Origin of the sequence: Pantoea sp. Ap-967, assembly GCF_011752565.1 — a bacterium.
Lineage (GTDB): Bacteria > Pseudomonadota > Gammaproteobacteria > Pseudomonadales > Pseudomonadaceae > Aquipseudomonas.
In genome coordinates, this window is the sequence record NZ_VWXK01000015.1 from 131973 (window position 1) to 156766 (window position 24794).

Here is a 24794-nt window from a genome sequence, read left to right on the forward strand (position 1 = left end):
GCTCGCTCCTACCAGGCCTAGGCGGGGGTATCAGGCGAAACGCTCGACCTGCGCCGGCGTGCGCTGCATCAGCACCTTGCCAGCACGAATCGACACCAGCGCATGCCCCTGGCTGCGGATCATCTCGTAGTCATCCGGGGCCGACAGCACCAGCAGGTTGGCCGGGCGGCCCACTTCGATGCCGTAGCGCTCGCCCAGGTTCAGGGTACGTGCGCTGTTGTCGGTGATCAGGTCCAACGAGCGCTGGATGTCCTCGTAACCCAGCATGTGGCAGATGTGCAGGCCCGCTTCCAGCACCCGCAGGATATTGCCATTGCCCAACGGATACCAAGGGTCGACGATCGAATCCTGGCCGAAGCAGACGTTGATGCCGGCACGGTCCAGCTCGCCCACGCGGGTCACGCCACGGCGCTTGGGCCAGGTGTCGAAACGGCCCTGCAGGTGGATGCTTTCGGTTGGGCAGGAAACAAAGTTGATGCCCGAACGCTTGAGCAGGCGGAACAGCTTGGAGCAATAGGCATTGTCGTAGGAGCCCATGGCCACGGTGTGGCTGGCCGTCACGCGCTCGCCCATGCCACGCACCCGCGCTTCTTCGGCCAGCACTTCCAGGAAGCGCGACTGCGGGTCGTCGGTTTCATCACAGTGCACATCCACCAGGCAACCGGTGCGCTCGGCCAGGTCCATGAGGAACTTGATCGACGACACGCCCTGGTCACGGGTGTTTTCAAAATGCGGGATGCCACCGACCACATCGGCGCCCAGGGCCACCGCCTCGGTCATCAAGGCGCGGCCGTTGTCGTAGCTCTCGATACCTTCCTGGGGGAAGGCGACGATTTGCAGGTCGACCAGGTGGCGCACTTCCTCGCGCACCTCGACCATGGCCTTGAGCGCGACCAGGGTCGGGTCGGTGACATCGACGTGGGTGCGCACGTGCTGGATGCCATGGTCCACCAGCATGCCGATGGTCTTGGTGGCGCGGGTCTTGATGTCCTCGTGGGTGGTCATGGCCTTGCGCTCGGCCCAGCGCTCGATACCCTCGAACAGCGTGCCGCTCATGTTCCAGGCCGGTTCGCCCGCGGTCAGGGTGGCGTCGAGGTGGATGTGCGGTTCCACGAACGGCGCGGTCACCAGGTTTTGCCGGGAGTCGATGTCACCGGGGTTGGCAGCCACCACGTCGTGCTGGGCGTGGATCGCGGCAATGCGCTCGCCTGCCAGTTCGATTCGGTGCAGGCCAGGTTTGCCGCGCAAGCGGGCGTTGACGATATTCATCAGGCGTTACTCCTTGTTATTGGCTTCGGACATGCGCCAGATCAGCAGTGCGACCGAGGCGTTCATGCGAAACAGGGGGTCGTCGAGCGACAGGCCGCTCAGTTGTTCGATACGTTGCATGCGCTGGTTGATGGTGTTGCGGTGCAGGCCCAGGCGCTGGGCGGCGCGTTGCCCGTTGCCGTTCTCGCCCAGCAGCGCATCGAGGGTGTGCAGCAAGGCATGGGGGTGCTTGCGCCCGGGTTCGATCAGCGGGCCAAGGGTCTGGGCGACAAAGGCGTCGATCACCGCACGGTCGCCAATGCCCTGCAGCAGGCGCAATACGCCCAGCTCGCTGAAATCGCAAAGGCCGGTGGCCGGGCGCAGGTTGTGCGCCACATCCAGGGCCTGGCGCGCTTCGTGAAGGGCCTGGCGGTAATGCGCACAGTCACGCACGGTGGTCGACAGGCCCATGAACAGCTCAAGCTCGCCTGCCGCTTGTAGCAGCTGCTTGTGCAGCCGCGCCAGTGCCTCGCGCAGGCCGGCCTGCTCGGGCAGCAGCAGGATGAACAGCTCACCCGGTAGCACGGCGTGCATCGCCCCCGGCAGGCGCCGGCACCAGGCGTCGAGCTGGTCTTCCAATGCCTGGCGGGTCTGTTGCCACAGGCGCTCGCCCTGCTCGGCCCCGTGGCGCTGGAACAGCGCCTCGACCGCCGACAGGCGCAAGGCGACCAGGCGCTGCGGCTGGTCCAGAGGCAGTTGCAGGTGCGCGGCACGCTGGCGGGCGATGGCCAGGCTCGGGTAGTCGCCGGTCAGCAATTGCCCCAGCAGGTCGTGGCGCGATCGCCGCACCTGGCCCATCTGCACCAGCGCGGTGCCGATCAGGTGGGTGACCAGTACCATCTTCAGCGCATAAGGCTGCTCGATCAGGGGCAGGCCCAGTTGTTCGGCGCGCTCGACCACCGCCTGTGGAATGGCCTGGATATAGCCACCACCGGTGAGGATCACCAGCCCGGCGATGCCCACGGCATCCCCATCCTCCACCAGGCGCAGCAGGTTGGCTTGGTCGCGAGGGTGGTTGATGCCGGTGACGAACACCAGCTCGCCCCCGATCACCCATTCGGCGATGCCTTCGTTCTCAGCCACGTATAGCCAGCGCACCGTGCGCTGCAGGTTGCGCGCGCCCGCACGCACGGCCATCACTTCCAGGCCCGGCAGGCGCAGCAGTTCTTCCAGGGCCAGGCTCACGGCTCGACCTGCTCCGTTACGACTGGCTTGCCCTTGCCGCCCAGCTCCAGCAGTGCGATGTAGCACAGTGCCGAAGCGCCAATCCCCACCAGCGGTGCAACCCACGGCGAGCTATAGGCCAGGACCGCGCCCACGGCATAGGCCACCAGGCCGGTCAGGTTGTAGCGCGGCAGGTTCACCGCCGCCAGCGCCGGGTACTTGCCACGGTGGCGGTACCAGAAGTCGGCCATGATCACCCCGCCCACCGGCGGAATGATCGAGCCCAGCAGCACCAGGAACGGAATCAGCATTTCATACATGCCACCCACCGCCAGCACGATCCCCACGCCGGCAGCGGCCAGGGTCATGGTGCGCCGGCGCTCGCTGCGCAGCAGGTGGCAGGCCGCGGCCGACACGTTGTAGATGGTCGGGCCCTGGATGGTCCACAGGTTCAGGCAGAGCATCACCACTGCAGCGAACGACAGGCCCTGCAGGATCATCACCTCGACGATATCGGCCTGCTGGTAAACCATTGCGCACCAGGCTCCGGCCACCACCATCAGGCCGTTGCCGAGCAGGAAGGCAACCACGCTGGCCGTTACCGCCACCCGCCCGCTGCGTGACAGGCGGGTCCAGTTGGTGGCCTGGGTGGCGCCACTGGCGAAGGTGCCGAAGACCATGGTCACCGCCGCCGAGAAGGTCATTGCCTCGTGGGGCACCAGCGCTGCCAGTTGCGCCAGGCCGCCCACATGGCGGGTGGCCAACACCATCGAGATCACCAGCAGCACGAACATCAGCGGCACCGACACCCGCGACAACAGGTCCAGGCCCTTGAAGCCAATGATCGCGGTCAAGCTGAAGCCCAAGCCGAACAGCACCATCAGCGGGGTGCTGAAGCCTTCGCCCAGGCCGAGCATCTTCACCAGCACGATGGCCACGGTGGCGGTGCCCCAGGCGTACCAGCCCAGTTCCGCGAAGCCCAGCAGGAAGTCCGACAGCCGGCTGCCCGCCTCGCCGAAGCAGAAGCGCCCCATCAGCACGGTATTCAGGCCGCTGCGCGAGGCGATGAACGCCAGCGCGGCGGCATACAGCGCCAGCAAGCTGTTGCCGATGGCGGCGATCCATAGCATGTCGGCGAAATTGAAGGCCATGCCGAGTTTGCCGCCGGCGAACATGGTGCCGGTGAAGAAGGTAAAGCTGAACAGCACCATGGCGATGGGCAACAGGCCTTTGCGCGCGGACGGCGGGGCTTCGGACAGCGGGAATTCGCTGGGGGCAGTCATGGGTGGGGCTCCGAGGGTGATAGATGGCGCTCAGACAGCAAGATGCGGGCCGCTTCGGGGTACCGGGGCATGCGCGGAAAATGCGGGCATGCGTCATAGCAAAACATGTGCTTAATGCACAGTTTTACCCGTGATAATCGACTGAGCTGTGCATTATGACTTAACTTGAGGCAGGCGCGCACCAAATCAGGACGCAGCGGCCCGCCGATTTCACCTGGGCATGGCCTTCTTCATTCAATCCGCTATCCTCTGCACTTGCGCGCTACGGACCCTCCCCATGGAACTGCACATCCGCCTCGAAGGGCGCAAAGGCCTGGCCGAGCAGCTGTACCAGCAGCTGCGTGCTGGCATCGACAGCGGCCACCTCGCCGCCGGCTCCCAGCTACCCCCTACCCGCCTGCTGGCCGAACAACTCGGGGTGTCGCGCAAGACCGTGGCCGAGGCTTACTCGCGCCTGACCTACGACAACCTGCTCAGCGGCGTGGTCGGCCGCGGCACGTTCATCACCCCACGCCAGCCCCTGCGCGCAGCCCAGGCCCAGGCCGTGCCGCTGGCAGCTGCGGCCTCGCTGGAGCGCTGGCAGCAACGCGCCACCGTGCTGGGCCGGCGCGCCCAGGAAACGCCGTCGCGCTACGACTTCGTTGGCGGGGCTTCGAGCAAGGCGCAGTTTCCCTTCGACCAGTGGCGCAGTTGCCTGAACTACGCCTTGCGCCGCAGCCAGCGGCACCCCGAGCGGCAATTTTCCGCCCAGGGCCTGCCCGAATTGCGCGAGGCCATTGCCCACCACATCGCCTACGCCCGCGGCGTGCATTGCAGCAGCGCCGATGTGCTGGTGTGCAACGGTGCCCAGCAGGCGCTGGACCTGATCGCCCGGGTACTGGTCGAACCGGGCTGCCCGGTGGCAATGGAAGACCCCGGCTACCCACCGGCACGCCAGCTGTTCCTGGCCTTGGGCGCCCGGCTGCAGTCGGTGCCGGTGGACGACGAGGGGCTGTGTGTCGAGCAAATCGCAGGCGGCACCCGGCTGATCTACGTCACGCCCTCGCACCAATTCCCGCTGGGCATGCCGATGAGCGAACGGCGCCGCCAAGCCTTGCTGGCCAAGGCTGCCGAGCTGGGTGCCTTGATCATCGAGGACGACTACGACTGCGAATTCCGCTACCAGGGCCGCGCCTGCGACGCCTTGCAGCGCCTCGACCGGCAGGGCCTGGTGGCGTATGTGGGCACCTTCTCCAAAACCTTGCTGCCGGAACTGCGCCTGGGCTACGCCGTGCTGCCGCCAGCGGTGCTGCAGGCCGCCTGCGTGGCCAAGCACCTGAGCGACTGGCACAGCCCAACGCTGCTGCAGTGGGCCCTGGCACGGTTCATTGGCGAAGGCCACCTGAACAAGCACATCCGCCGCTGCCACGACATCTACAGTGCCCGCCGCGAACGCATCCTGGCGCGCCTGGACGGCGACCTGGCCCCCTGGCTGAGCGCCGTGCCGGCCAATGCCGGGTTTCACCTCAGCGCCCTGGCGCGGCCGGGGGTGGATGTGGAGCTGCTGGCCAGCCTGGCGCGCCGGGTCGAGGTGGGCCTGTATTCGCTGGCGCCGTTCTTCAGCGAAGCACCGGTGCGCCCGGGCCTGTTGCTGGGCTTCGGCGCCATCGAACTGCTGGACATCGACCCGGCCCTGGACCGGGTGCGCGATACCCTGCAGCGCCTTAGCTGAGCGCAGCGCTGCGCGCCCCCTGCCCTGGCCGGGCAATGGCGGCGGCATAGCCACGCGGGGCGAAGCAGGCGGTGACCAGCAGCATGGCCAGCACGGTAACCGTCAGCAGCGTCCAAGATGCCTGGAAATCGCCGCTGACATCGCGCAACCAGCCGGTGATGTAGGGAATGATGCCGGTCACGATAAAGCCGATGCCCTGCACGAACGCCGCCAGGCTGCCGGCTTCACCCGGGGTTTTCAGATGTTCCAGGGTCAAGGTCAGGCTCAGGCTGAAGCACGCCCCGAGGCCAAAGCCAATCATCGCCACCCACACGCCCATCATCAGGCCCGGCGCCAGCAGCAGGCCGAGAAAGCCCAGCAGCTGGATCGACAGCGCCAGCCACAGGCCCGGGCGCCGGTCGCTGAAACGGCGCAGCAGCAGCGGCAGGCCCAGGGCGCCACACACCTGGAAGACGGTCATCAGCCCCACCAGGTCGCCGCCCCCCTGGGCCGTGCCGCCGTGCTCAAGATGGTAGGCCGGCAACCAGGCGACCATGCTGGTGTAGCCGCCATTGATCAGGCCGAAGTACAGCGCCAGCAACCATGCCCGGCGCGTGCCGAACCAGTGCCCCTCGGCGGCGCCGGCCAGTTTCGCCGCGCCCTGGCGCGGGCGCAGGGTGGCCCAGGCCAGCACCGCCAGCAGCGCCGGTATCGCCCACAGGCCAAGGCCGGCCTGCCAGTGCCCGAAATGCCCGCTGACATGCGGGCCAAGCACGGCTGCCAGGCCGCCGCCGCTCATCAACGCGGCCGAGTACAGGCCCATCGCCGCCGCCAGGCGCGTGGGGAACCAGCGGTTGACCAGGCCCGGCATCATCCCCTGCACCACCGCCACGCCCAGGCCGGCCAGCACGGCGCTGGCAATCAGCGCCCAGGCGCTGTCCAGTTGCAGCCGCCACAGGCAGGCCAGGCCAATGGCCGCAAGGCCGCCGAGCATGCCGCCATGCTCGCTGATCCAGCGCCGCAGCCAGGGCTGCAGCAGCGGCACCAGGCCCATGCACAGCACCGGCAGCGCGGTCAGCAGCGCCGCCTGCTGGTAACCCAGCCCGGTGCTGGCACGCATTGGCTCCAGCAACGGGCCAATGCTGGTCAGGATCGGCCGCAGGTTCAGTGCCAGCAACACCACCAGCAACAGGTTCAATGCCCCTCTCATCACGAATCGCCACTCCAGATACACAATCCGGGCATTATCCTGGCTGATCGGTCAAGGCAGAAATGAAGAGATTGGATGCAGGTCAGTGGCCTCCTGAATGCTCGCGATTGGCCTCCTGGCAAAGCGGCCAATTGGCTATCGGGCAGCGCGTCCGTGGCCGTTAAGGTAGCGCCTTGTCCACCCCACATGCTCTGGAGCACACCATGCACAACCGTATCGAATGGGCCAAGCACGCACCCGAGGCCTACAAGGCCATGGTCGGCCTGGAACAGGCCCTGGCCAAAACCGGCCTGGAAAACTCGCTGCTCGAACTGGTTCGCCTGCGCGCCTCGCAGATCAACGGCTGCGCCTACTGCGTGAACCTGCACGCCAACGATGCGCGCCAGGCCGGGGAAACCGAGGCCCGCCTGCAAACCCTGAGCGTCTGGCAGGAAACCCGCTACTTCACTCCCCGCGAGCGCGCTGCGCTGGCCTGGGTGGAATGCCTGACCCGCCTGCCCGAGCGCGGCGCGCCGCAGCCGGAGTACGAGGCACTGCAGGCGCAGTTCGAACCGGCCGAAGTGGTCAACCTGACCCTGGCCATCGCCACCATCAATGCCTGGAACCGGTTCGGCGTGGGCTTTGCCATGGTGCCCGCTTGACCCCCCTCAATCGGGTGTAGCAGCACCGCCCTTTCCTACGCTACAGGTAGAAGCCACCTACTGTGCGCAACCTACGGTCTTACTAGCATCGGCGCTTCCTTCATCAAGCGAGCGCCCTTCCATGCGAGCCACCCGCCACCGCCGTGCTGCATTGACCATCCTGTGTGCCACCGTGATCGTCAGCCCCACGCTGCTGGCCGCCCCCCTGACCCGCGACAACGGCGCGGCGGTGGGCGACAACCAGCATTCGCAAACTGCAGGCAGCGCAGGCCCGACCCTGCTGCAGGATGTGCAGCTGATCCAGAAGCTGCAACGCTTCGACCGCGAGCGCGTACCGGAGCGCGTGGTACACGCCCGTGGGACCGGTGCCCATGGTGAATTCACCGCCTTCGAAGACCTCTCTGCACTCACCCAGGCTGCGTTGTTCACCCCCGGTGAGAAAACCCCGGTGTTCGTGCGTTTCTCCTCGGTGGTGCACGGCCTGCATTCACCGGAAACCCTGCGCGACCCCCGCGGCTTCGCCACCCGGTTTTATACCAGCAGCGGCAACTGGGACTTGTTGGGCAACAACTTCCCGACCTTCTTCATCCGCGATGCCATCAAGTTCCCGGACATGGTCCACGCCTTCAAGCCAGACCCGCGCACCAACCTGGGCAACGATGCCCGGCGCTTCGACCTGTTCTCGCACATGCCCGAAGCCACGCGCACCCTGACGCTGCTGTACTCCAACCAAGGCACGCCGAAAAGCTACCGGCACATGGACGGCAACAGCGTGCATGCCTATAAATTCGTCAACGCCCAGGGGCAGGCCACCTACGTGAAGTTCCGCTGGAAAAGCCTGCAGGGGCAGGAAAACCTCGACCCCAGGGCGGTGGAAAAAATCCAGGCCAAGCACTTCAGCCACATGACCGAGGACTTGGTCCACGCCATTAACCGGGGCGACTTCCCCAAATGGGACCTGTACATCCAGACCCTGCGCCCCGAGCAACTGGCAAGCTTCGACTTCGACCCGCTCGACGCCACCAAGATCTGGCCCGACGTGCCTGAGCGCCGGGTCGGGCAAATGGTGCTCAACCGCAATGTCGGCAACCACTTCCAGGAAACCGAACAGGTCGCCCTGGCCCCTTCCAACCTGATCACCGGCATCGAGCCTTCCGAGGACCGCCTGCTGCAAGGCCGCCTGTTCTCCTACGCCGACACCCAGATGTACCGGGTGGGCGCCAATGCCGGCAGCCTGCCGATCAACCAGCCCCGGGCGGCGGTCAACAATGGCAACCAGGACGGCGCACTGAACCCCAACCGTAGCCGCAGCATGGTCAACTACGAGCCGAGCCGCCTGCAGCCGAGCACGGTCAGCCCGACGGCGCGTGCCAGCCAGCTGGCGTTAAATGGCAGCACTCAGCAACAGGGCATTGCCCGGGAGCAGAACTTCCGCCAGGCCGGTGAGCTGTACCGGTCGTATTCGGCCAGCGAGCAGCGCGACCTGGTGAACAGTTTCGGCCAGTCGCTGGCGGTGGCCGATGACGAGAGCAAGCACATCATGCTGTCGTTCCTGTACAAAGCCGATGCCGAGTATGGGGCGAAGGTGGCCAAAGTGGCCAAGGGCGAGCTGCAGCGGGTCAAGGCGCTGGCGGCGCAGCTGGAAGATTGACCGCCCAGGCGCGCGCCCATCCTCTGTTGTAGGAGCGGGCTTGCCCCGCGAAGCAGGCGACGCGGTGCGTGGCACCGGCTTCGCCGGTGTTCGCGGGGCAAGCCCGCTCCTACAGGGTTCTTTGTTAAATCAGATGTTTCCATAGGGCTGACATCCCCTACGGAATCGCCAACCTCGCGCGGTAACTGCCCGGGCTCTGCCCCGTCCACTTCTTGAACGCCCGGTGAAACGCACTGGGCTCCTGGAACCCGGCCTGTTCGGCAATTTCGGCAATGCTCAACACCCCCTCGCGCAAGCGCTCGAAGGCCATGGCCCGGCGCACCTCGTCCTTGATCTGCTGGTACGAACGCCCCTCACGCTCCAATTGCCGGCGAAAGGTGCTGGCACTGATGCCCTGGCGCTCGGCCAATGCCGCCAAGGTTGGCCACTGCCCATAATGGCGGGTGCGCAGGTGCCGGTACACCTGGGCCACCAAGCCGTTGTGGTTGCGAAAACGAATCACCAGCCCCTGGGGCGCACTGCGCAGAAAGGTTTTCAACCCCGCCAAGTCCTGCACCACCGGCAAGCGCAGCCAGGCGCTGTCGAACTCAACCTCGGTACGCCCGCTGCCCAGGCGCAAGTCTGGCCCCCACAGCAGCGGGTCATCATCCTGGGCCGGGCGGGCCACGGCCAACTCCGTGCGGTCGATGGCGATACGCCGCCCGGCCAGCCAGCACAACAGCCCGACTACCAGCACCAGGTAGGTTTCCTCGGCGTAAACCCGGGTCAGCGGGTCGGCGATGGCCGAACGCACAACAATCACCGCACGCCCGCCGCGCACCGTCAGGCTGCCCCGCAGGTCGCGCAGGAACAGGCCGAAATTGCCCAGGCACTGGCGCAAGGCCTTTTCCAGGTTCGGCTCCTGGATCAACCCCCGGCAGATCAAGGCGAAGCTGCCCAGCGGCATGCCATGGCTGTCGAGCTGGAAGAACTCATCGCCCAGCAGCGCGATCATTTCCAGCCATAGCTGGGCAAAGGCCTTGGCCGGCACCCGCGCCTGGGGCTGGCCGAGCAGCGCCGGGTCGATGCCTACCCCGCGCAGCCGCGCATCACGGGCCTCGGGCTGCTCGCGCAGGGCGTGGAGCATGGCGTTGAGAAAATACACCGCGACCGTATCGGTATCGCGCATGGGAATTCGCTGTCTATGCTGAGTGGCAAAAAGTGCCAGGTTGACTGAACAGATCCGGCATAGGCTGCGCTAAAGCCTTTGCCTAGACTCGGACCCCATCCGGGATCGCCGGCCATTCTCGCAGAGCCTGGCCCGCTCCCGCCATGCCCACGCAATGGAGCCGCCATGAGCAACGCAGAAATCTATGTCGTCAGTGCCGTCCGTACCGCCATCGGTGGCTTCGGAGGCGCCCTCAAGGACCTGCCCCTGGCAGACCTCGCCACCGCCGTGACCCGCGCCGCCATCGAGCGCTCAGGGGTGCCTGCCGAGCAGATCGGCCATGTGGTGATGGCCAACGTCATCCCGACCGAGCCGCGTGATGCCTACCTGTCGCGGGTGGCCGCCATGAACGCCGGCATCCCCAAGGAAACCCCGGCCTTCAACGTCAACCGCCTGTGCGGTTCGGGCCTGCAGGCCATCGTGTCGGCGGCCCAGTGCCTGGCCCTGGGCGATGCCGAGGTGGCCCTGGCCGCCGGCGCCGAGTCCATGAGCCGCGGCCCGTACCTGCTGCCGCAAGCCCGTTGGGGTGCACGCATGGGCGACCTGCAGGGCATCGACTACACCGTCGGCGTGCTGCAAGACCCCTTCGAACACTTCCACATGGGCATCACCGCCGAAAACGTCGCCGCCAAGCTGGGCATCAGCCGCGAAATGCAGGATGAGCTGGCCCTGACCAGCCAGCGCCGCGCCGCCCGCGCCCAGGCCGAGGGCCGTTTCGACAGCCAGATCGTGCCGCTGGAACTGAAAACCCGCAAAGGCAGCGTGCAATTCGCCATCGACGAGCACGTGCGTGCCGACGTCAGCGCCGAGCAACTGGCCGCCATGAAGACCGTGTTCAAGAAAGACGGCACCGTCACCGCCGGTAACGCCAGCGGCATCAACGACGGCGCCGCCGGCCTGGTGCTGGCCACCGCTGATGCCGTGCGCCGCCTTGGCCTCAAGCCCTTGGCGCGCCTGGTGGCCTACGCCCACGCTGGCGTGGAGCCGGAGCTGATGGGCCTGGGGCCGATCCCGGCCACGCGCAAGGTGCTGGAAAAAGCGGGCCTCACGGTGGCCGACCTGGACGTGATCGAGTCCAACGAAGCCTTCGCCGCCCAGGCCTGCGCAGTAACCCGCGAACTGGGCTTCGACCCGGAAAAGGTCAACCCCAACGGCTCGGGCATTTCCCTCGGCCACCCGGTCGGCGCCACCGGGGCAATCATCGCCACCAAGGCCATCCATGAGCTGCAGCGGATCCAGGGCCGCTACGCCCTGGCGACCATGTGCATCGGCGGTGGCCAGGGCATCGCCGTGGTCTTCGAGCGAGTTTGAGGGGGCACCAGCATGAGCATTGAACAGATTGCAGTGATCGGCGCGGGCACCATGGGCAACGGCATTGCCCAGGTGTGTGCGGTGGCCGGCTACCAGGTGCTGCTGGTGGACGTGTCGCAGGCGGCGCTGGAGCGCGGCGTGGCGACCCTGGGCAAGAACCTGGAGCGCCAGGTGAGCAAAGGCACCCTCGATGCCGAACGCGCGGCGGCGGCGAAAACCCGCATTCGCACCAGCACCGACTACGCCGAGCTGGCCACTGCGCAGTTGGTGATCGAGGCGGCCACCGAAAACCTGGCGCTTAAGCAGCGCATTCTGCAGCAGGTGGCGGCCAACGTAGGCGCAGACTGCCTGATCGCCACCAACACCTCGTCGCTGTCGGTGACCGAGCTTGCGGCCAGCATCGAACAGCCGCAGCGCTTTATCGGCGTGCACTTCTTCAACCCCGTGCCGATGATGGCCCTGGTGGAAATCATCCGTGGCCTGCAGACCTGCGACAGCACCTATGCCCAGGCCCTGCTGGTGACCGAAAAGCTCGGCAAGACGCCAATCACCGCCGGTAACCGCCCAGGCTTCGTGGTCAACCGCATCCTGGTGCCGATGATCAACGAAGCGATCTTCGTGCGCCAGGAAGGCCTGGCCAGCGCCGAGGACATCGACACCGGCATGCGCCTTGGCTGCAACCAGCCGATCGGCCCGCTGGCCCTGGCCGACCTGATCGGCCTGGATACCTTGCTGGCGATCATGGAGGCCTTCCACGAAGGCTTCAACGACAGCAAGTACCGCCCTGCCCCGCTGCTCAAGGAAATGGTCGCGGCCGGCTGGCTGGGGCGCAAGAGCGGCCGCGGTTTCTTCACCTACTAGGAGCGCAGGCCATGCCCCCGGTCAATGCCGCGATGCGCTGTGCCAACTTCGAGGAGCGACGCGACCGGGCCATGGCGCTGTTCGCCGAAAAGGGCTTCGGCCAGGTCAGCATGCGCGAGCTGGCGGCGCATGTGGGCTTGACCGCAGGCTCCCTGTATCACCATTTCCCCAGCAAGCAAGACCTGCTGTACGACCTGATCGAGGAGCTGTACGAGGAACTGCAAGCCACCCTGGAGCAAGGCCGCCGGGCCATGGCGCGCGGGGCCTCGGCCATGGGTTGCCTGATTGCCGCGCATTGGCAATTGCATGCCGAACGGCCGTTGCAGTTTCGCCTGGCCGAGCGGGACTTGTGCTGTTTGAGTGAGGCGCAGCAAGCGCGCTTGGCGGTGCTGAGGAAGGGCTATGAGGCAGGGTTGCTGCGGCTGATTGCGCCGCGTTCCATGCTGCAAAAAGAGGAGTGGGTGGCCACGGCGCATGTGCTGGCGACCTTGCTCAACCAGTTGCCTGGGATGCTCAAGGGGCTGCCTGAAGAGCAGGGGCTTGGGTTGATGGAGCGCCTGCTGGTTGGAGGGATTGAGCGGACCCTGCGGTAGGCAGGCGATGCAGTGGATGGCCAAGGCTCTGCCGATGTTCGCGGATCACATTTACAAGCGCGAGCTGCACCTGTAGGAGCGAGCGCAGCTCGCGATGGGCTGCAAAGCAGCCCCGGCATTCTATGTGACGAAGCCGAGACCCTGGGGCCGCTGCGCGCCCCATCGCGAGCTACGCTCGCTCCTACCGGCCGGCACAGCCTAACGCAACAGGGCCTGAATCTGCTCGTGCAGGGTATCGAGGTCGAACGGCTTGGCCAGGATCGGCGCCTTGCGCGCGATCGGGCTGCCGGACTCGAGGATTTCCGCCGGATAACCGCTGATGAAGATCACCTTCAGGTCCGGGCGCAGCTTCACCGCAGGCTCGGCAATCTCCACCCCGGAAATACCCCCTGGCAAGCGGAAGTCCGTCACCATCAGGTCCAGGTGCGGCTTGCTCGCCAGAATGGCGAATGCCTGCTCGCCATCCTCGGCCACCAGCACGTGGTAGCCCTCACCTGCCAGGTAATCGCGCAGGATCATCCGGATCGCCGGCTCATCCTCAACGACCAACACCACATCTTGTGCATCTTCGCTCATGATAACGCCTTGAAATTCATACAGTTGGCCATCAGACCCCAGGCCTAGGCAGAGGTTGCCCGCACCTGGTCATTTTGTTCTGTCGCCCCCGCCAGCGGCAGCAGCAGGCTGAACGTGGCGCCCTCGCCGACTTCGCTGTGCACCTGGATACGGCCGCCATGGGCATGCACGATCTGCTCCGAGATGTACAACCCCAGGCCCAACCCGCCGCTGGCATGCTGGGTGGCCACCCGCTCGAACTGCTGGAAAATCCGCTGCTGGTTGGCGGCGCTGATGCCGATGCCGTGGTCCTGCACCTGCACCCAGGCCATGCCCTCCTGCTCGAACACCCGCACCTCCACCGGTTGCCGCTCGCCGTAACGCAAGGCATTGGACAACAGGTTGGCCAGTACTTGTTCAATCCGAAATTCATCCCACTCGCCCACCAGCGCCTGGCAACGCTGCAACACGATCTGCGTGCCCTGGGCCGTGGCCTGGGCGGCGAAGTTCTCCACCAGGCCTTGCACCAGTTGCCCCAGGTCGAATGGGCGTGGGCGCAACGACAGTTTGCCGGTGCGGATACGCGACACGTCCAGCATGTCCTCGATCAGGCGGATCAGGCTGTTGATCTGCCGCTCGTCACGCTCGACCATCGCCTGCAGCTTGTCGGCGCTGAAGGCGCCAAGGTTGCCACGGGCCAGGTGCATCTTGCGCAGTTGGGTTTCCAGGATCAGGCCATTGAGCGGCGTGCGCACTTCGTGGGAGACGATCGACATGAAGTCGTCGCGCATGCGCACGGCGTGCTCCAGTTCGCAACGCGCCGTCTGCAACTGCCCCAGCAGTATCTCCTGCTCTTGGCGGCTGCGCTCCAGGGCCTGCAACTGGCGGTCGAGCACCTTGCGCTGGCGGTACAGGTCGACGAACACCGACACCTTGCTTTTCACCGCCAGGGTGTCCAGAGGCTTGTGCAGAAAGTCCACGGCGCCGCTTTCATAACCTTTGAAGGCGTAGTTCATCTCGCGCCCGGCCGCGGTAACGAAGACGATCGGGATATTGCGGGTCTTTTCCGTACCCCGCATCAGCTCGGCCAGCTCGAAGCCGTTCATGCCCGGCATCTGCACATCGAGGATAGCCAGGGCAAACTCGTGTTCGAGCAACAGCGACAAGGCCGCCTCTGCCGACTGTGCCTGGTGCACCTCGCGGTCCTCGCCCTGGATCAGGGCATCGAGGGCCAGCAGGTTTTCCGGCAGGTCGTCGACGATCAGCAGTTTGGCAGGGGTGAGGCTTAGCATGCGCTGGGTTCCAGGGTGGCGAGCAACTGCCCGATACCGCTCAGAGAAAGGATTAGGTCGGGCTGGTGCAAGGCCAGGGCGGCCTCGGGCATCAGCGCCACCTGTGCATCGCGGGGGTCCTGGACCACGGTCCGGCCGCCGCTGTTCTTGATGTAGGCAAGGCCTTCGGCGCCATCCTCGTTGGCCCCGGTGAGCAGGATGCCGAGCAGCCCGGCGCCATAGGTATCGGCTGCCGAGGTGAACAGGTAGTCGATGGCCGGGCGCGAGAAGTGCACCGGTTCCTCCTGGCTCAGTGACAGGCTGAAATCGGTTTCCACCGACAGGTGGTAGCCCGGCCCGGCCACGTAGACTTGCCCGGCGCTGATCATTTGCTTGTCCGCGGCCTGGCACACCGGCCGGTGCAGGCGCCGCTCCAGCACTTCGGCCAGCTGGCTGTGGCGGTCATCGGGCAGGTGCAACACGCACAGCACCGGGATGGCGAAGTGCTCCGGCAGGCTGCCCAGCACCGTGAACAGTGCCGTGACGCCGCCCGCCGAGGCGCCGATCACCACCGCGCGCACGCCCTTCATGATTTGCGGAAAATCCGTTCAGGCTTGACCAACGGCTCGAAGCGGTCGCTGTAGGCGGAAAAGTCCACCGACTCCTTGCTGCCCAGCACCAGGAAGCCACGGTGGCACAGGGACTCGTGGAACAGGCCCAGGGCGCGGTCCTGCAGGTCCTTGTTGAAATAAATGAGCACGTTGCGGCACGACACCAGCTGGGTTTCGGAAAACACACTGTCGGTGGCCAGGCTGTGGTCGGCGAAGGTCACGTTCTCGCGCAGGCTGCTGTCCATGATGGCGTTGCCATAGGCCGCTGTGTAGTACTCGGAGAAGTCCCGGCGGCCACCGGCCAGGCGGTAGTTCTCCTCGTATTCCTTCATGTTCTGCACCGAGTAGATACCCTGCTTGGCGCGGTCCAGCGAGTGCGGGTTGATGTCGGTGGCATAGATGATGGTGCGCTCCAGCAGCCCTTCCTCGCGCAGCAGGATAGCCATGGAGTACACCTCCTCACCCGTGCTGCAGCCGGCGATCCACACCTTGATCGACGGCCAGGTGCGCAGCAGCGGCACCACCTCCTGGCGCAAGGCCAGGAAGTGGCCGGGGTCGCGGAACATTTCGCTGACCGGAATCGTCAGGTACTGCAGCAACTGCATGAACATGCCCGGGTCGTGCAGCACCCGTTCCTGCAACGCCGACACCGTCAGGCAGCTGAACTGGCGCAGTGCGTGCAGGATCCGGCGCTTGATCGAGGCGCCGGAGTAATTGCGAAAGTCGTAGCTGTACTTGAGGTAGATCGCCTCGATCAGCAGCCGGATCTCGATATCGGTGTTACGTTCGCTAGTCAAATTCGCTCCAGTTGCGGCAGCCAAACGCGGATCAACGAGAACAAGCGGTCCAGGTCGATCGGTTTGGCGAGGTAATCATTGGCACCCGCCTGCAGGCAACGTTGCTGGTCGTCCTTCATCGCCTTGGCGGTGACGGCGATGATCGGCAGCTTGCGCCAGCGCGGCTGCTGGCGAATCAGGCGAGTGGCCTCGAAGCCGTCCATCTCCGGCATCATCACGTCCATCAGCACCAGGTCGATGTCGTCGTTGCGCTCCAGTTGCTCGATGGCCTCACGCCCGTTGCGGCCGATTTCGACGATGGCGCCCTTGTGCTCCAGCGCGCTGGTCAGGGCGAAGATGTTACGCACATCGTCGTCCACCAGCAGCACCTTGCGCCCCTCGAACACCTTGTCGCGGCTGCGCGCGGTCTTGAGCATGCGCTGACGTTCGTTGGACAGCTGCGATTCGACTTTGTGCAGGAACAACGTCACTTCGTCCAGCAGGCGCTCTGGCGAACGCGCGCCCTTGATGATGATCGAGCGCGAATACTTGAGCAGGTCGGCCTCCTCCTCGCGGGTGAGGTTGCGCCCGGTGTAGACGATCACCGGCGGGAAGGCGCGGATGTCCTCGGCGGTCATGCGCTTGAGCAGCTCGTTGCCGAGCATGTCGGGTAGCTTGAGGTCGATGATCATGCAGTCGTAGATGTTGTCGCGCAGCAGCTCCAGGGCGTCCTGGGCCATGGCCACGGCGGTGATCTCGACGTCATCGTCACCAATCAGGCGGGCGATGCTCTCACGCTGCAGGTCGTCGTCCTCCACCAGCAGGATGTGCTTGAGCTTCTGCGTGAGCTTGGCTTCCAGGCGGGCAAACACTTCCTTGAGTTCTTCGCGGCTGGTGGGCTTGACCGCATAGCCCACCGCCCCCATGTGCATGGCCGCCTCGACGCGGTCCTCCACGGAAATGATGTGCACCGGGATGTGCCGGGTGCTGGCCTGCTCCTTCAAGCGTTGCAGCACGGTGAGGCCGGAATGGTCGGGCAAGCGCATGTCCAGCAGGATGGCGTCGGGCACATACTGCGCGGCCAGCTCGTAGCCCTCGTCTGCGGCCTGGGCCACCAGGCAGCTGTAGCCCAGCTCGTGGGCCAGGTCGAACAGAATACGGGCGAAGTTCGGCTCGTCCTCGATCACCAGGATGCAGCGGTTGTTGAACGGTGCACGGTCGCGGTCGTCGGCGAACGCAGGCGCCTGGCGCTTGACCACTGCCGGTGCGGCGGCCTTGGGCGCCGGCGGCAGGCTATCGACCGCCGGGCGCAGGCTCAGCGCTTCGATGGGCTTGCCTTGCGCCTCGAAGTGCTCCGGCAGGGTCAGGTTGAACACGCTGCCCTTGCCGGGGCTGCTGTCGACGCTGATCTGCCCACCCAGCAGGTGCGCCAGGTCACGGGAAATCGACAGGCCCAGGCCCGTGCCGCCGTAGCGGCGGTTGCTGGTGCCATCGACCTGGTGGAAGGCGCCGAAAATCGCCTCCAGCTGGTCGGAAGCAATGCCGATGCCGCTGTCGCGCACCGAGAAGGTGATGCCAGCGCCCGGCTGGTGGCTGATGCTCAGGCTGACCTGGCCGCGTTCGGTGAACTTGAGGGCGTTGGACAGCAGGTTCTTGAGCACCTGCTCCAGGCGCTGGCGGTCGGTGAACAGGGTCGCCGGCACCTGCGGTTCGACGCTGACCTCGAAGGCCAGGCCCTTGTGCTCGGCCATGGGCAGGAACATGCCGCGCAGGCCCTCGACCAGGCGCTCAAGCTGGGTGTTTTCCGGGCGCACTTCCAGCTTGCCGGCCTCGACCTTGGCGATGTCGAGGATGTCGTTGATCAGGTTGAGCAGGTCGTTGCCCGCCGAATAGATGGACTCGGCGAACTTGATCTGCTCGGCGCTGAGGTTGCCCTCGCCGTTCTCGGCCAGCAACTTGGCCAGGATCAGCGAGCTGTTGAGCGGCGTGCGCAGCTCGTGGGACATGTTGGCGAGGAATTCAGACTTGTACTTGCTCGAACGCTGCAGGTCGTCGGCACGGGCCTGCAACTCTTCCTGGGCCAGGCTCAGCTCGTCGTTCTTGCGGTCCAGCGACTCGGTACGCTCGGACAGCTGTTCATTGGTTTGCTCAAGCTCGGCCTGCTGGGTTTCCAGGTGGGCCTGGGACTCCTTGAGCACCCGCGACTGCTCTTCAAGCTCTTCGTTGGCGGTTTTGAGTTCTTCCTGCTGCACTTGCAGCTCTTCGTTGAGCTGCTGGGTTTCAGCCAGCACTTCCTGCAGGCGCTGGCGGTAACGGGCGCTTTCGATGGAAATGCCCAGGTTGCCGCCCACCCGCTGCAGCAACTCTTCGTCACGCTCCACCAGCGGGCGCAGGAAACCCAGTTCGAGCACGCCATTGATCTGCCCGTCGTCGCTGGCCGGCATCAGCAGTGCGCTGCGCGGCAAACCGCTGCCAAGGCCAGAGCTCAGGTGGTAGTAATCTTGCGGCAGGTCGTCCAGGCGCAGCAGGCGCCCTTCGCGCACCGCCTGGGCCAGCAGCCCGGCATGGTCGCCCAGCACTTGCTCGCGGGCCTGCTCCTCGGCCGCCAGGCCATAGGTGGCCACACGCACCAGGCGGCCATGCTCGTCGCGTACGTACACGGCGCCGACCACGCTGCCCAGGTAACTGGCGAAAAAGCGCAGGATATTCTCGCCCAACATCGGCAGGGTCAGTTGGCCCAGCACTTGCTCGGCCAGTTGCGTCTGGCCGGCACGCAGCCAGGCCTGCTGTTCCAGGCGCTGGGCGGCACGCTCCTGGGCTAGCAGGTTATCGTTGTAGGTGCCGGACAAGGTCATCAGGTCGCGACGGCCGAAATAGGCCAGCAACCCGCTCAGGCCAACCAGCAGCACCACGAATACGGTAATGGATGTCACCGTCACCGAGCTGACCGACTCGGTGCGCGTCATGCGCAGCTGTTGCTCGGTGCCGACCAGGGCATCGAATTCCTTGCGAATTTCGTCGGTGATGCGCTTGCCGCGGCCATTGCCGATCGAAGCCCGGAAGTCACCGCCGCTGCGGCGCTGGGTGATCATTTCGCTGGCGAAGCTGTTCCAGGCATTTTGCAGGGCAATCAGCCGGTCGATCCGGTCGACCTGCTGGGGGTTGTCTTTGACCAGCTCCTTGAGGCTTTCCAGGCTGCCCAGGACGCGGGGCTTGGCGACCTCGTAGGGGTCGAGGAAACGCTCGTCGCCGGTCAGCAGGAAGCCGCGCATGCCGGTTTCCATGTCGATCGACAGCTTGACCGTCTCGTTGGCGTTGCCGATCACCCGGTCGGTGTGCTCGACCCACTGCATGGCGGTGAGCAGGTAGTTGATCACCGCAACAAAGGCCACTGCGCCGAGCAGGCCTACCCCCAGGGGCAAACCAATGTTGCGGCTCAACAGCTTGCGGAAACTTTGCTGGTCCATCGTGGCTGCTTGAATCATCTGGAAACGCCCGCGCGTAAGAGTCCATGAAAAAGTGTGGCGGCCGGCGCCTGTCATTTGCCTGCCGCTGCGCTCACCGGTACACAGCGAGTCTAACCAGCTTTCGCCGGTTCGGCAGGGCATTTAGCCAGTATTTGAAGGTGGCATGCGCGAATCGTTCCATCTATTTGCATAGGCCGGTATCCTCGGGAACTTCTGCCAGTGCCTGGCGCACAGAGTAGGACACGCCTTTTTTTCAACAGGAAGCCAACATGCACCTTTTGGTAGTCGAAGATGACGACATCGTCCGTATGCTGATGGTCGAAGTGCTCGACGAATTGGGCTACAGCACCCTTGAGGCGGAAAATGCGGCGGCGGCCCTGAAGGTCATTGAAGATGCCGACCAGCACCTGGCCCTGCTGATGACCGACGTTGGCCTGCCGGACATGCGCGGCGAAGCGCTGGCGGCCAGGGCGCGCGCCGTCAGGCCGTTGCTGCCGGTGCTGTTTGCCAGCGGCTACGCCGAGAGCTTCGAGGTGCCCGAAGGCATGCACCTGATTGGCAAGCCGTTCAGCATCGAGCAGTTGCGCAACAAGGTGTTGGAGATTCTGGGTACGCCTTGAGGTGGGGGGGCCTATCGCGAGCTGCGCTCGCTCCTACGAGGGTTGACGCAGGCCGGGTAGGAGCGAGCACCGCTCGCGATGGGCCGCGCAAGCGGCCCTTGCTCTACACTTCCCGGCGCAACAGGTAGGTGTCCATGATCCACCCCTTGCGCGCCCGCTCACGCTCGCGAACCTCCAGAATCTGCGCCTTCACCGCCTGCAGGGGCCCGGCAATCAGCACTTCATCCTCGGTGCCCAGGTAGGCCCCCCAGTAAATCATCAGCCCAGGGTCCTGCAGGGCGGCAAACACCCCCTGCCCGTCCAGCATCACCACCACGTTGTCCACCTGTTCCAACTCGGCCAAGCGCCGCCCAGGTAGCACCAGCAACGGTTCACCGATACGGTTCAGCGGTACCTGGTGCCGCGCCGCCAGGGCCTGCACGCTGCTGATGCCCGGTATCACCTGCAAGCGCAGCGCCACCCCACGTTCGCGGACCAGGTCGAGGATGCGCAAGGTGCTGTCGTACAGGCCAGGCTCCCCCCATAGCAAAAAGGCGCCAATATCCTCGGCGCCCATTTCCGTTTCGAGCAATTGCGCATACAGCGCCGCCCGCTGGCGGTGCCAGTCGTGCACCGCGCCCAGGTAGTCGGGCGCCTGGGCATCGCGCTTGGGGTCTGCCACTTGCACCAGGCGGTAGCCGCCCTCTGGCCGGTAACGTTCGAGAATGGCTTTGCGCAGGTGCACCAGCTCGTCCTTGCCAGCACCCTTGTCGAGCACGAAGAACAGCGTGGCACGGCGCAAGGCCTCGACCGCCTCGACCGTGACCTGCCGTGGGTCGCCCGGGCCAATGCCGATCAACAACAACGTTTTCATGGCTCCGCCCGCTACCTGGCCCCTTAGAAGATAGAGAAGTTATAGCTGACAATGACCCGCGTCTCGTCCATGTCACGCGCCCACTTCTCATAGTTGCTGCGGAACGTGGAATTGCGCAGGCGCACACTGACATCCTTGAAGGTGCCACTTTGCACCTGGTACTTCAGTTCGGTGTCGCGTTCCCATTCCTTGCCCTGGGCGTTACTGCCCGGCACCTTGACATGGTCACCGTTGATGTAGCGGGTGAGGAAGCTCAGGCCCGGCACGCCAAGGGCCTTGAAGTCGTAGTCGTAGCGCAGTTGCCAGGAACGCTCCTGGGCGGCGGCGAAGTCGTTCACCTGGGCATAGTTGACCAGGTACGGGTTGCTGCCGTCGAGGTACGGCATGGCGCTCTGGCCATACATGCGCTGCCAGCCGGCACTGACCTTGTGCCCGCCAAGGCTGTAGCCGAGCATGCCGCTGAACGCACGGTGGTCGATCTCGCCGGCACGTGCGTTGCCGATGTCATCGCTCTTGATCAGGCGCAGGTCGGCCGACAGGCTGCCCACCGCCAGCGGCTGGCTGGCGACCAGGCCGAGAAAGTGCTGGCGGTAGATGTTTTCCAGTTTCGCTACCTGGTACTGGGCGCTGACCTTGTCGTTGAAACGGTAGTCCACGCCGGCCAGGTCGAAATGGTCCGCCGTGATATCGCAGGCATAGCGCTTGTTCTTGCAATGCACGCGAATATCCTGGCGGTCGGTGGAATCGCGCGTGGTGTATTGGTTCAGGCGCGCCAGGGTGAACGTCAGGCCTTGCACCTGTTCGGACGTGAGCATCGCGCCATGGAACAAGGTGGGCAGCAGGCGGCCATCGTTGTACTTGATCAAGGGCAGGTCCGGCATCATCGAACCGTACTTGAGCACGGTGTTGGAAACCTTCACCTTGGCCGCCACGCCAAACTTGGCGTACTGGTCTGCCGAATGCCGCGGGTCATGCCCGGAAGACGGCAGCAAACCACTGTTACTGTCAGCGGCACTGGAATCGAGCTTGAGGCCGAACAAACCCAACGCATCTACGCCAATGCCGACCGGGCCCTGGGTATATCCAGATTGTACATTGAGAATAAAACCCTGCGCGGACTCTTCGCGCTTGGATGCGCCCTGGCTGGAACTGCTGTGGCCGTCACGAAAATCGCGGTTGAAATATACCGTGCGCGCTTCGAGCTTGGCACGGCTGTCTTCAAGAAAACCGCCCGCCTGGGCCTGGGCTCCGGCACACAACAGCAACAGGCCGGCAACACGGCGCCCGGGGGCGAGAGCAAGGGGGGCAAACATGCGAGGGAACGTCCACAAGAAAGGCAGAAAAACGAAGCACAGCGCGGTGGCGGCACAACAAGGGGCCCGGCGAAAGAACGCCCAGCCATCATCGGAAATCATCGCCCAAGGGCTCTGGCCTGCACCATAGGACCATGGTCTAGGGCGCTTGGAAAACGTGCCTTGGGTATCGAAATTACCGCACAACAAAGCGCTTAAGTTCCCCCGTTACTTATAAAAAGTTTGCGGTTTACCCAACTGCTGCAAGTGTCTACACTCGTTATCAGCGAACAGTAGCAACCCCCCACGTGGCCGGCGTTTATTGCCCCTCAATGTTCGTCACGCCCTGCCACGAAAGACGGATAGGAGTGATTACAGTGTCCAGACTTGCAGAGTTTCGTGCTGCCGAAAAAGCGCTCCAGGAACAAATGGCACAACTGGAGGCGCTGAAAAAGGATGACGGCCTCAAACGCGAAATCGAATTCGAGCAGAAACTAGTCGGCCTGATGAAAAGCTACGACAAGAGCCTGCGCGACATCATCGCCATTCTCGATCCCAAGGCAGTCACCCGAGGCGCAGCCCCGGCGCCGAAACAGCAACGCCGTCCGCGCGTGGTCAAAGTGTATGAAAACCCGCACACCGGCGAGCTGATCGAAACCAAGGGCGGCAACCACCGCGGCCTGAAGGCGTGGAAAGAACAGTACGGCGCCGGCACGGTGGAAAGTTGGGTGCGCTGATGAAACTTCAACGCCAACTTCACACTTTTTTCACAAGCGCGGGGTCAGTATCGAGACAGCTAAAGGACTAGCGACCCCATCACGCGCCCGCACATGCGGGCCTCTAATTCCAGCGCCCTGCCCTCGTGCAGGGCGCTTTCATTTGCGCAATCGCTTCACTGCCGTATCATGGCCGCCTGTTTGTTTCGCTGGCACGCAGGTGCCAGCCCCGCCTCTGGAGTACCCATGAGCCTGCACGATCTGCAAACCCTGCCGGGTGTCACCGCGCAACCGGACAACGCCACCGCCCAGTTCGTCTTCAACCACACCATGCTGCGGGTCAAGGACATCGAGAAATCGCTGGACTTCTACACCCGCGTGCTGGGTTTCCGCCTGGTCGACAAACGCGACTTCCCTGAGGCCGCCTTCAGCCTGTACTTCCTGGCCCTGGTCGACCCCGCGCAAATCCCGGCTGACGACGCCGAGCGCCACCAGTGGATGAAGTCGATTCCAGGCGTGCTGGAACTGACCCACAACCACGGCACCGAAAACGACGCGGACTTCGCCTACCACAACGGCAACACCGACCCGCGCGGCTTCGGCCACATCTGCATCTCGGTGCCGGACGTGCGCGAGGCCTGCGCCCGCTTCGAGGCCCTGGACGTGCCGTTCCAGAAGCGCCTGCAAGACGGCCGCATGAACCACCTGGCTTTCGTCAAGGACCCGGACGGTTACTGGGTGGAAGTGATCCAGCCGGGCGAACTCAAGGGCTGACCACCGGCTCGCGCTCGTCGGGCCGGGAACTCCCGGCCCCTTGCTGTGGTATATGAAGGTAACTGCTTCACATGCCACAGCGAGGTAAGGACGATGCAATCTCTTCACTGTGAATACCGCGAGCACACCATCACCGCCAGCGTGATGCCCCACCCCGACTCCCCCCTGCCCTATGCCGCCGGCTGCCTGATCACCGACCCGCACGGGCACACCAGCAGGCGCATTTCGATGCCGCTGAAGTTCTTCGCCGACCTGGACAATGCCCAGCATGTGTCGCTGGCCCATGGCCGGTCGCTGGTGGACGAACAGCTGGACAAGGGCCACAAGGCGTTCTGAGTTTCGAACCTACAGGGTTTGCGCGGATGCGGTAGGAGCGAGCGTAGCTCGCGATGGGGCGCGCAGCGGCCCGAGGTTTTCAGCTTCGCGGCTCAGAGTGCCGGGGCTGCTCTGCAGCCCATCGCGAGCTACGCTCGCTCCTACCAGGCCCTGCGCCAACAACGCGGGTTGGCCTATTGCTGCCTTGCAAAAGCCACGGCAGCCTTGACTTGTTCCAGCGTAGGCCGCACCCCGTTGCGCGGACGCGGTAGGAGCGAGCGTAGCTCGCGATGGGGCGCGCAGCGGCCCAGGTTTTCAGCTTCGCGGCTCAGAGTGCCGGGGCTGCTCTGCAGCCCATCGCGAGCTACGCTCGCTCCTACCGGGCCCTGCGCCAACAACGCGGGTTGGCTTATTGCTGCCGTGCAAAGGCCACGGCAGCCTTGACTTGTTCCAGCGTAGGCCGCACCCCGTTGCGCGGACGCGGTAGGAGCGAGCGTAGCTCGCGATGGGGCGCGCAGCGGCCCGAGGTTTTCAGCTTCGCGGCTCAGAGTGCCGGGGCTGCTCTGCAGCCCATCGCGAGCTACGCTCGCTCCTACCAGGCCCTGCGCCAACAACGCGGGTTGGC

At 65.0% G+C, this 24794-nt stretch carries 21 protein-coding genes and 1 pseudogene; 10 read left to right on the forward strand and 12 right to left on the reverse strand.

From position 1 onward, the window contains the following. Positions 1-30: 30 nt before the first annotated feature. The 3 genes from codA to codB are packed head-to-tail and all read right to left on the reverse strand — an operon-like array spanning position 31 to position 3755. Complete coding sequence (gene codA / locus F3J45_RS17400) at positions 31-1269, reverse strand: cytosine deaminase (protein ID WP_167065194.1); 1239 nt, start codon at positions 1267-1269, stop codon at positions 31-33. A gap of 6 nt (positions 1270-1275) precedes the next feature. Beyond that, positions 1276-2493, reverse strand: coding sequence for a PucR family transcriptional regulator ligand-binding domain-containing protein (locus tag F3J45_RS17405; protein WP_167065197.1), 1218 nt, complete (start codon positions 2491-2493; stop codon positions 1276-1278). Next, positions 2490-3755 (reverse strand): cytosine permease, encoded by a 1266-nt coding sequence (codB, locus tag F3J45_RS17410; RefSeq protein WP_167065200.1) that lies wholly within the window; start codon positions 3753-3755, stop codon positions 2490-2492. Before codB ends, F3J45_RS17405 begins: the two co-directional genes overlap by 4 nt. Before the next feature lie 277 nt (positions 3756-4032). Between codB and F3J45_RS17415 the strand changes: the two genes are divergently transcribed. Then, positions 4033-5466, forward strand: a complete 1434-nt coding sequence (locus F3J45_RS17415) for a PLP-dependent aminotransferase family protein (protein ID WP_167065203.1) — start codon at positions 4033-4035, stop codon at positions 5464-5466. Here F3J45_RS17415 and F3J45_RS17420 read toward each other — a convergent pair. After that, a complete protein-coding gene (locus F3J45_RS17420) occupies positions 5459-6655 on the reverse strand; it encodes a CynX/NimT family MFS transporter (protein ID WP_167065206.1) in 1197 nt (398 codons plus the stop codon). The genes F3J45_RS17415 and F3J45_RS17420 overlap by 8 nt on opposite strands. Positions 6656-6909: 254 nt before the next feature. On the opposite strand from F3J45_RS17420, the pseudogene F3J45_RS30525 reads away from it, so the two are divergent. Together F3J45_RS30525 and F3J45_RS17430 are read left to right on the forward strand one after the other, a co-directional pair. Continuing rightward, a pseudogene (locus F3J45_RS30525) lies at positions 6910-7077 on the forward strand (carboxymuconolactone decarboxylase family protein); the annotation flags it as partial. A 370-nt stretch (positions 7078-7447) separates the two neighbouring features. Beyond that, complete coding sequence (locus F3J45_RS17430; protein WP_370526400.1) at positions 7448-8947, forward strand: catalase; 1500 nt, start codon at positions 7448-7450, stop codon at positions 8945-8947. Between the two features lie 157 nt (positions 8948-9104). Here F3J45_RS17430 and F3J45_RS17435 read toward each other — a convergent pair whose 3' ends face one another. Then, on the reverse strand, positions 9105-10115 hold the full coding sequence (locus F3J45_RS17435; RefSeq protein WP_167065215.1) for an AraC family transcriptional regulator: 1011 nt from the start codon (positions 10113-10115) through the stop codon (positions 9105-9107). A gap of 165 nt (positions 10116-10280) precedes the next feature. Here F3J45_RS17435 and F3J45_RS17440 point away from each other — a divergent pair, with 165 nt between their 5' ends. Genes F3J45_RS17440 through F3J45_RS17450 form a run of 3 tightly spaced genes read left to right on the forward strand, consistent with a single transcriptional unit; the run spans position 10281 to position 12919 of the window. Then, positions 10281-11465: an acetyl-CoA C-acyltransferase family protein gene (locus F3J45_RS17440; RefSeq protein ID WP_167065218.1), complete on the forward strand. Its 1185-nt coding sequence runs from the start codon at positions 10281-10283 to the stop codon at positions 11463-11465. Between the two features lie 12 nt (positions 11466-11477). After that, positions 11478-12326, forward strand: a complete 849-nt coding sequence (locus tag F3J45_RS17445) for a 3-hydroxybutyryl-CoA dehydrogenase (protein WP_167065221.1) — start codon at positions 11478-11480, stop codon at positions 12324-12326. 11 nt (positions 12327-12337) lie between these two features. Beyond that, positions 12338-12919 carry a TetR/AcrR family transcriptional regulator gene (locus F3J45_RS17450; protein ID WP_167065224.1) on the forward strand — a complete coding sequence of 194 codons (582 nt, stop codon included), beginning with the start codon at positions 12338-12340 and terminating at the stop codon, positions 12917-12919. A gap of 198 nt (positions 12920-13117) precedes the next feature. Here the strand turns inward: F3J45_RS17450 and F3J45_RS17455 are convergent, their stop codons facing one another. The 5 genes from F3J45_RS17455 to F3J45_RS17475 are packed head-to-tail and all read right to left on the reverse strand — an operon-like array spanning position 13118 to position 19599. Beyond that, positions 13118-13495, reverse strand: coding sequence for a response regulator (locus F3J45_RS17455; RefSeq protein WP_023629509.1), 378 nt, complete (start codon positions 13493-13495; stop codon positions 13118-13120). A 44-nt stretch (positions 13496-13539) separates the two neighbouring features. Further along, positions 13540-14766 (reverse strand): hybrid sensor histidine kinase/response regulator, encoded by a 1227-nt coding sequence (locus F3J45_RS17460; RefSeq protein WP_167065227.1) that lies wholly within the window; start codon positions 14764-14766, stop codon positions 13540-13542. Continuing rightward, on the reverse strand, positions 14760-15335 hold the full coding sequence (locus F3J45_RS17465) for a chemotaxis protein CheB (protein WP_167065230.1): 576 nt from the start codon (positions 15333-15335) through the stop codon (positions 14760-14762). Before F3J45_RS17465 ends, F3J45_RS17460 begins: the two co-directional genes overlap by 7 nt. Then, the gene (locus F3J45_RS17470; protein ID WP_167065233.1) at positions 15332-16153 is read right to left on the reverse strand and encodes a protein-glutamate O-methyltransferase CheR; all 822 of its coding nucleotides are present in this window, start codon (positions 16151-16153) and stop codon (positions 15332-15334) included. The genes F3J45_RS17465 and F3J45_RS17470 overlap by 4 nt, the downstream gene beginning before the upstream one ends. Continuing rightward, positions 16150-19599, reverse strand: coding sequence for a response regulator (locus tag F3J45_RS17475; protein WP_205300565.1), 3450 nt, complete (start codon positions 19597-19599; stop codon positions 16150-16152). The genes F3J45_RS17470 and F3J45_RS17475 overlap by 4 nt, the downstream gene beginning before the upstream one ends. 269 nt (positions 19600-19868) lie before the next feature. On the opposite strand from F3J45_RS17475, the gene F3J45_RS17480 reads away from it, so the two are divergent. Further along, entirely contained in the window at positions 19869-20219 is a 351-nt protein-coding gene (locus tag F3J45_RS17480; RefSeq protein WP_167065239.1) for a response regulator, read from the forward strand. A 103-nt stretch (positions 20220-20322) separates the two neighbouring features. Here F3J45_RS17480 and cobF read toward each other — a convergent pair whose 3' ends face one another. Continuing rightward, positions 20323-21072, reverse strand: coding sequence for a precorrin-6A synthase (deacetylating) (cobF, locus tag F3J45_RS17485; RefSeq protein ID WP_167065242.1), 750 nt, complete (start codon positions 21070-21072; stop codon positions 20323-20325). Positions 21073-21095: 23 nt separating this feature from the next. Beyond that, the gene (locus F3J45_RS17490) at positions 21096-22385 is read right to left on the reverse strand and encodes an OprD family porin (RefSeq protein ID WP_167065245.1); all 1290 of its coding nucleotides are present in this window, start codon (positions 22383-22385) and stop codon (positions 21096-21098) included. Between the two features lie 356 nt (positions 22386-22741). On the opposite strand from F3J45_RS17490, the gene F3J45_RS17495 reads away from it, so the two are divergent. The 3 genes from F3J45_RS17495 (at position 22742) to F3J45_RS17505 (ending at position 24190) form a co-directional block, all read left to right on the forward strand. Further along, positions 22742-23101 carry a histone-like nucleoid-structuring protein, MvaT/MvaU family gene (locus tag F3J45_RS17495; RefSeq protein WP_167065249.1) on the forward strand — a complete coding sequence of 120 codons (360 nt, stop codon included), beginning with the start codon at positions 22742-22744 and terminating at the stop codon, positions 23099-23101. Positions 23102-23326: 225 nt separating this feature from the next. Further along, positions 23327-23854, forward strand: a complete 528-nt coding sequence (gene gloA / locus F3J45_RS17500) for a lactoylglutathione lyase (protein WP_167065252.1) — start codon at positions 23327-23329, stop codon at positions 23852-23854. Between the two features lie 93 nt (positions 23855-23947). Further along, positions 23948-24190, forward strand: a complete 243-nt coding sequence (locus tag F3J45_RS17505) for a hypothetical protein (RefSeq protein WP_167065255.1) — start codon at positions 23948-23950, stop codon at positions 24188-24190. The last annotated feature ends 604 nt before the right edge of the window (positions 24191-24794 follow it).

Excerpts from the sequence above, each read along its gene's own strand:
- codA (WP_167065194.1), bottom strand. The coding sequence starts at position 1,269 with ATGAATATCGTCAACGCCCGCTTGCGCGGCAAACCTGGCCTGCACCGA.
- codB (WP_167065200.1), bottom strand. The coding sequence starts at position 3,755 with ATGACTGCCCCCAGCGAATTCCCGCTGTCCGAAGCCCCGCCGTCCGCG.
- F3J45_RS17415 (WP_167065203.1), top strand. The coding sequence starts at position 4,033 with ATGGAACTGCACATCCGCCTCGAAGGGCGCAAAGGCCTGGCCGAGCAG.
- F3J45_RS17420 (WP_167065206.1), bottom strand. The coding sequence starts at position 6,655 with ATGAGAGGGGCATTGAACCTGTTGCTGGTGGTGTTGCTGGCACTGAAC.
- F3J45_RS17435 (WP_167065215.1), bottom strand. The coding sequence starts at position 10,115 with ATGCGCGATACCGATACGGTCGCGGTGTATTTTCTCAACGCCATGCTC.
- F3J45_RS17440 (WP_167065218.1), top strand. The coding sequence starts at position 10,281 with ATGAGCAACGCAGAAATCTATGTCGTCAGTGCCGTCCGTACCGCCATC.
- F3J45_RS17445 (WP_167065221.1), top strand. The coding sequence starts at position 11,478 with ATGAGCATTGAACAGATTGCAGTGATCGGCGCGGGCACCATGGGCAAC.
- F3J45_RS17450 (WP_167065224.1), top strand. The coding sequence starts at position 12,338 with ATGCCCCCGGTCAATGCCGCGATGCGCTGTGCCAACTTCGAGGAGCGA.
- F3J45_RS17455 (WP_023629509.1), bottom strand. The coding sequence starts at position 13,495 with ATGAGCGAAGATGCACAAGATGTGGTGTTGGTCGTTGAGGATGAGCCG.
- F3J45_RS17460 (WP_167065227.1), bottom strand. The coding sequence starts at position 14,766 with ATGCTAAGCCTCACCCCTGCCAAACTGCTGATCGTCGACGACCTGCCG.
- F3J45_RS17465 (WP_167065230.1), bottom strand. The coding sequence starts at position 15,335 with ATGAAGGGCGTGCGCGCGGTGGTGATCGGCGCCTCGGCGGGCGGCGTC.
- F3J45_RS17475 (WP_205300565.1), bottom strand. The coding sequence starts at position 19,599 with ATGGACCAGCAAAGTTTCCGCAAGCTGTTGAGCCGCAACATTGGTTTG.
- F3J45_RS17480 (WP_167065239.1), top strand. The coding sequence starts at position 19,869 with ATGCACCTTTTGGTAGTCGAAGATGACGACATCGTCCGTATGCTGATG.
- cobF (WP_167065242.1), bottom strand. The coding sequence starts at position 21,072 with ATGAAAACGTTGTTGTTGATCGGCATTGGCCCGGGCGACCCACGGCAG.
- F3J45_RS17490 (WP_167065245.1), bottom strand. The coding sequence starts at position 22,385 with ATGTTTGCCCCCCTTGCTCTCGCCCCCGGGCGCCGTGTTGCCGGCCTG.
- gloA (WP_167065252.1), top strand. The coding sequence starts at position 23,327 with ATGAGCCTGCACGATCTGCAAACCCTGCCGGGTGTCACCGCGCAACCG.
- F3J45_RS17505 (WP_167065255.1), top strand. The coding sequence starts at position 23,948 with ATGCAATCTCTTCACTGTGAATACCGCGAGCACACCATCACCGCCAGC.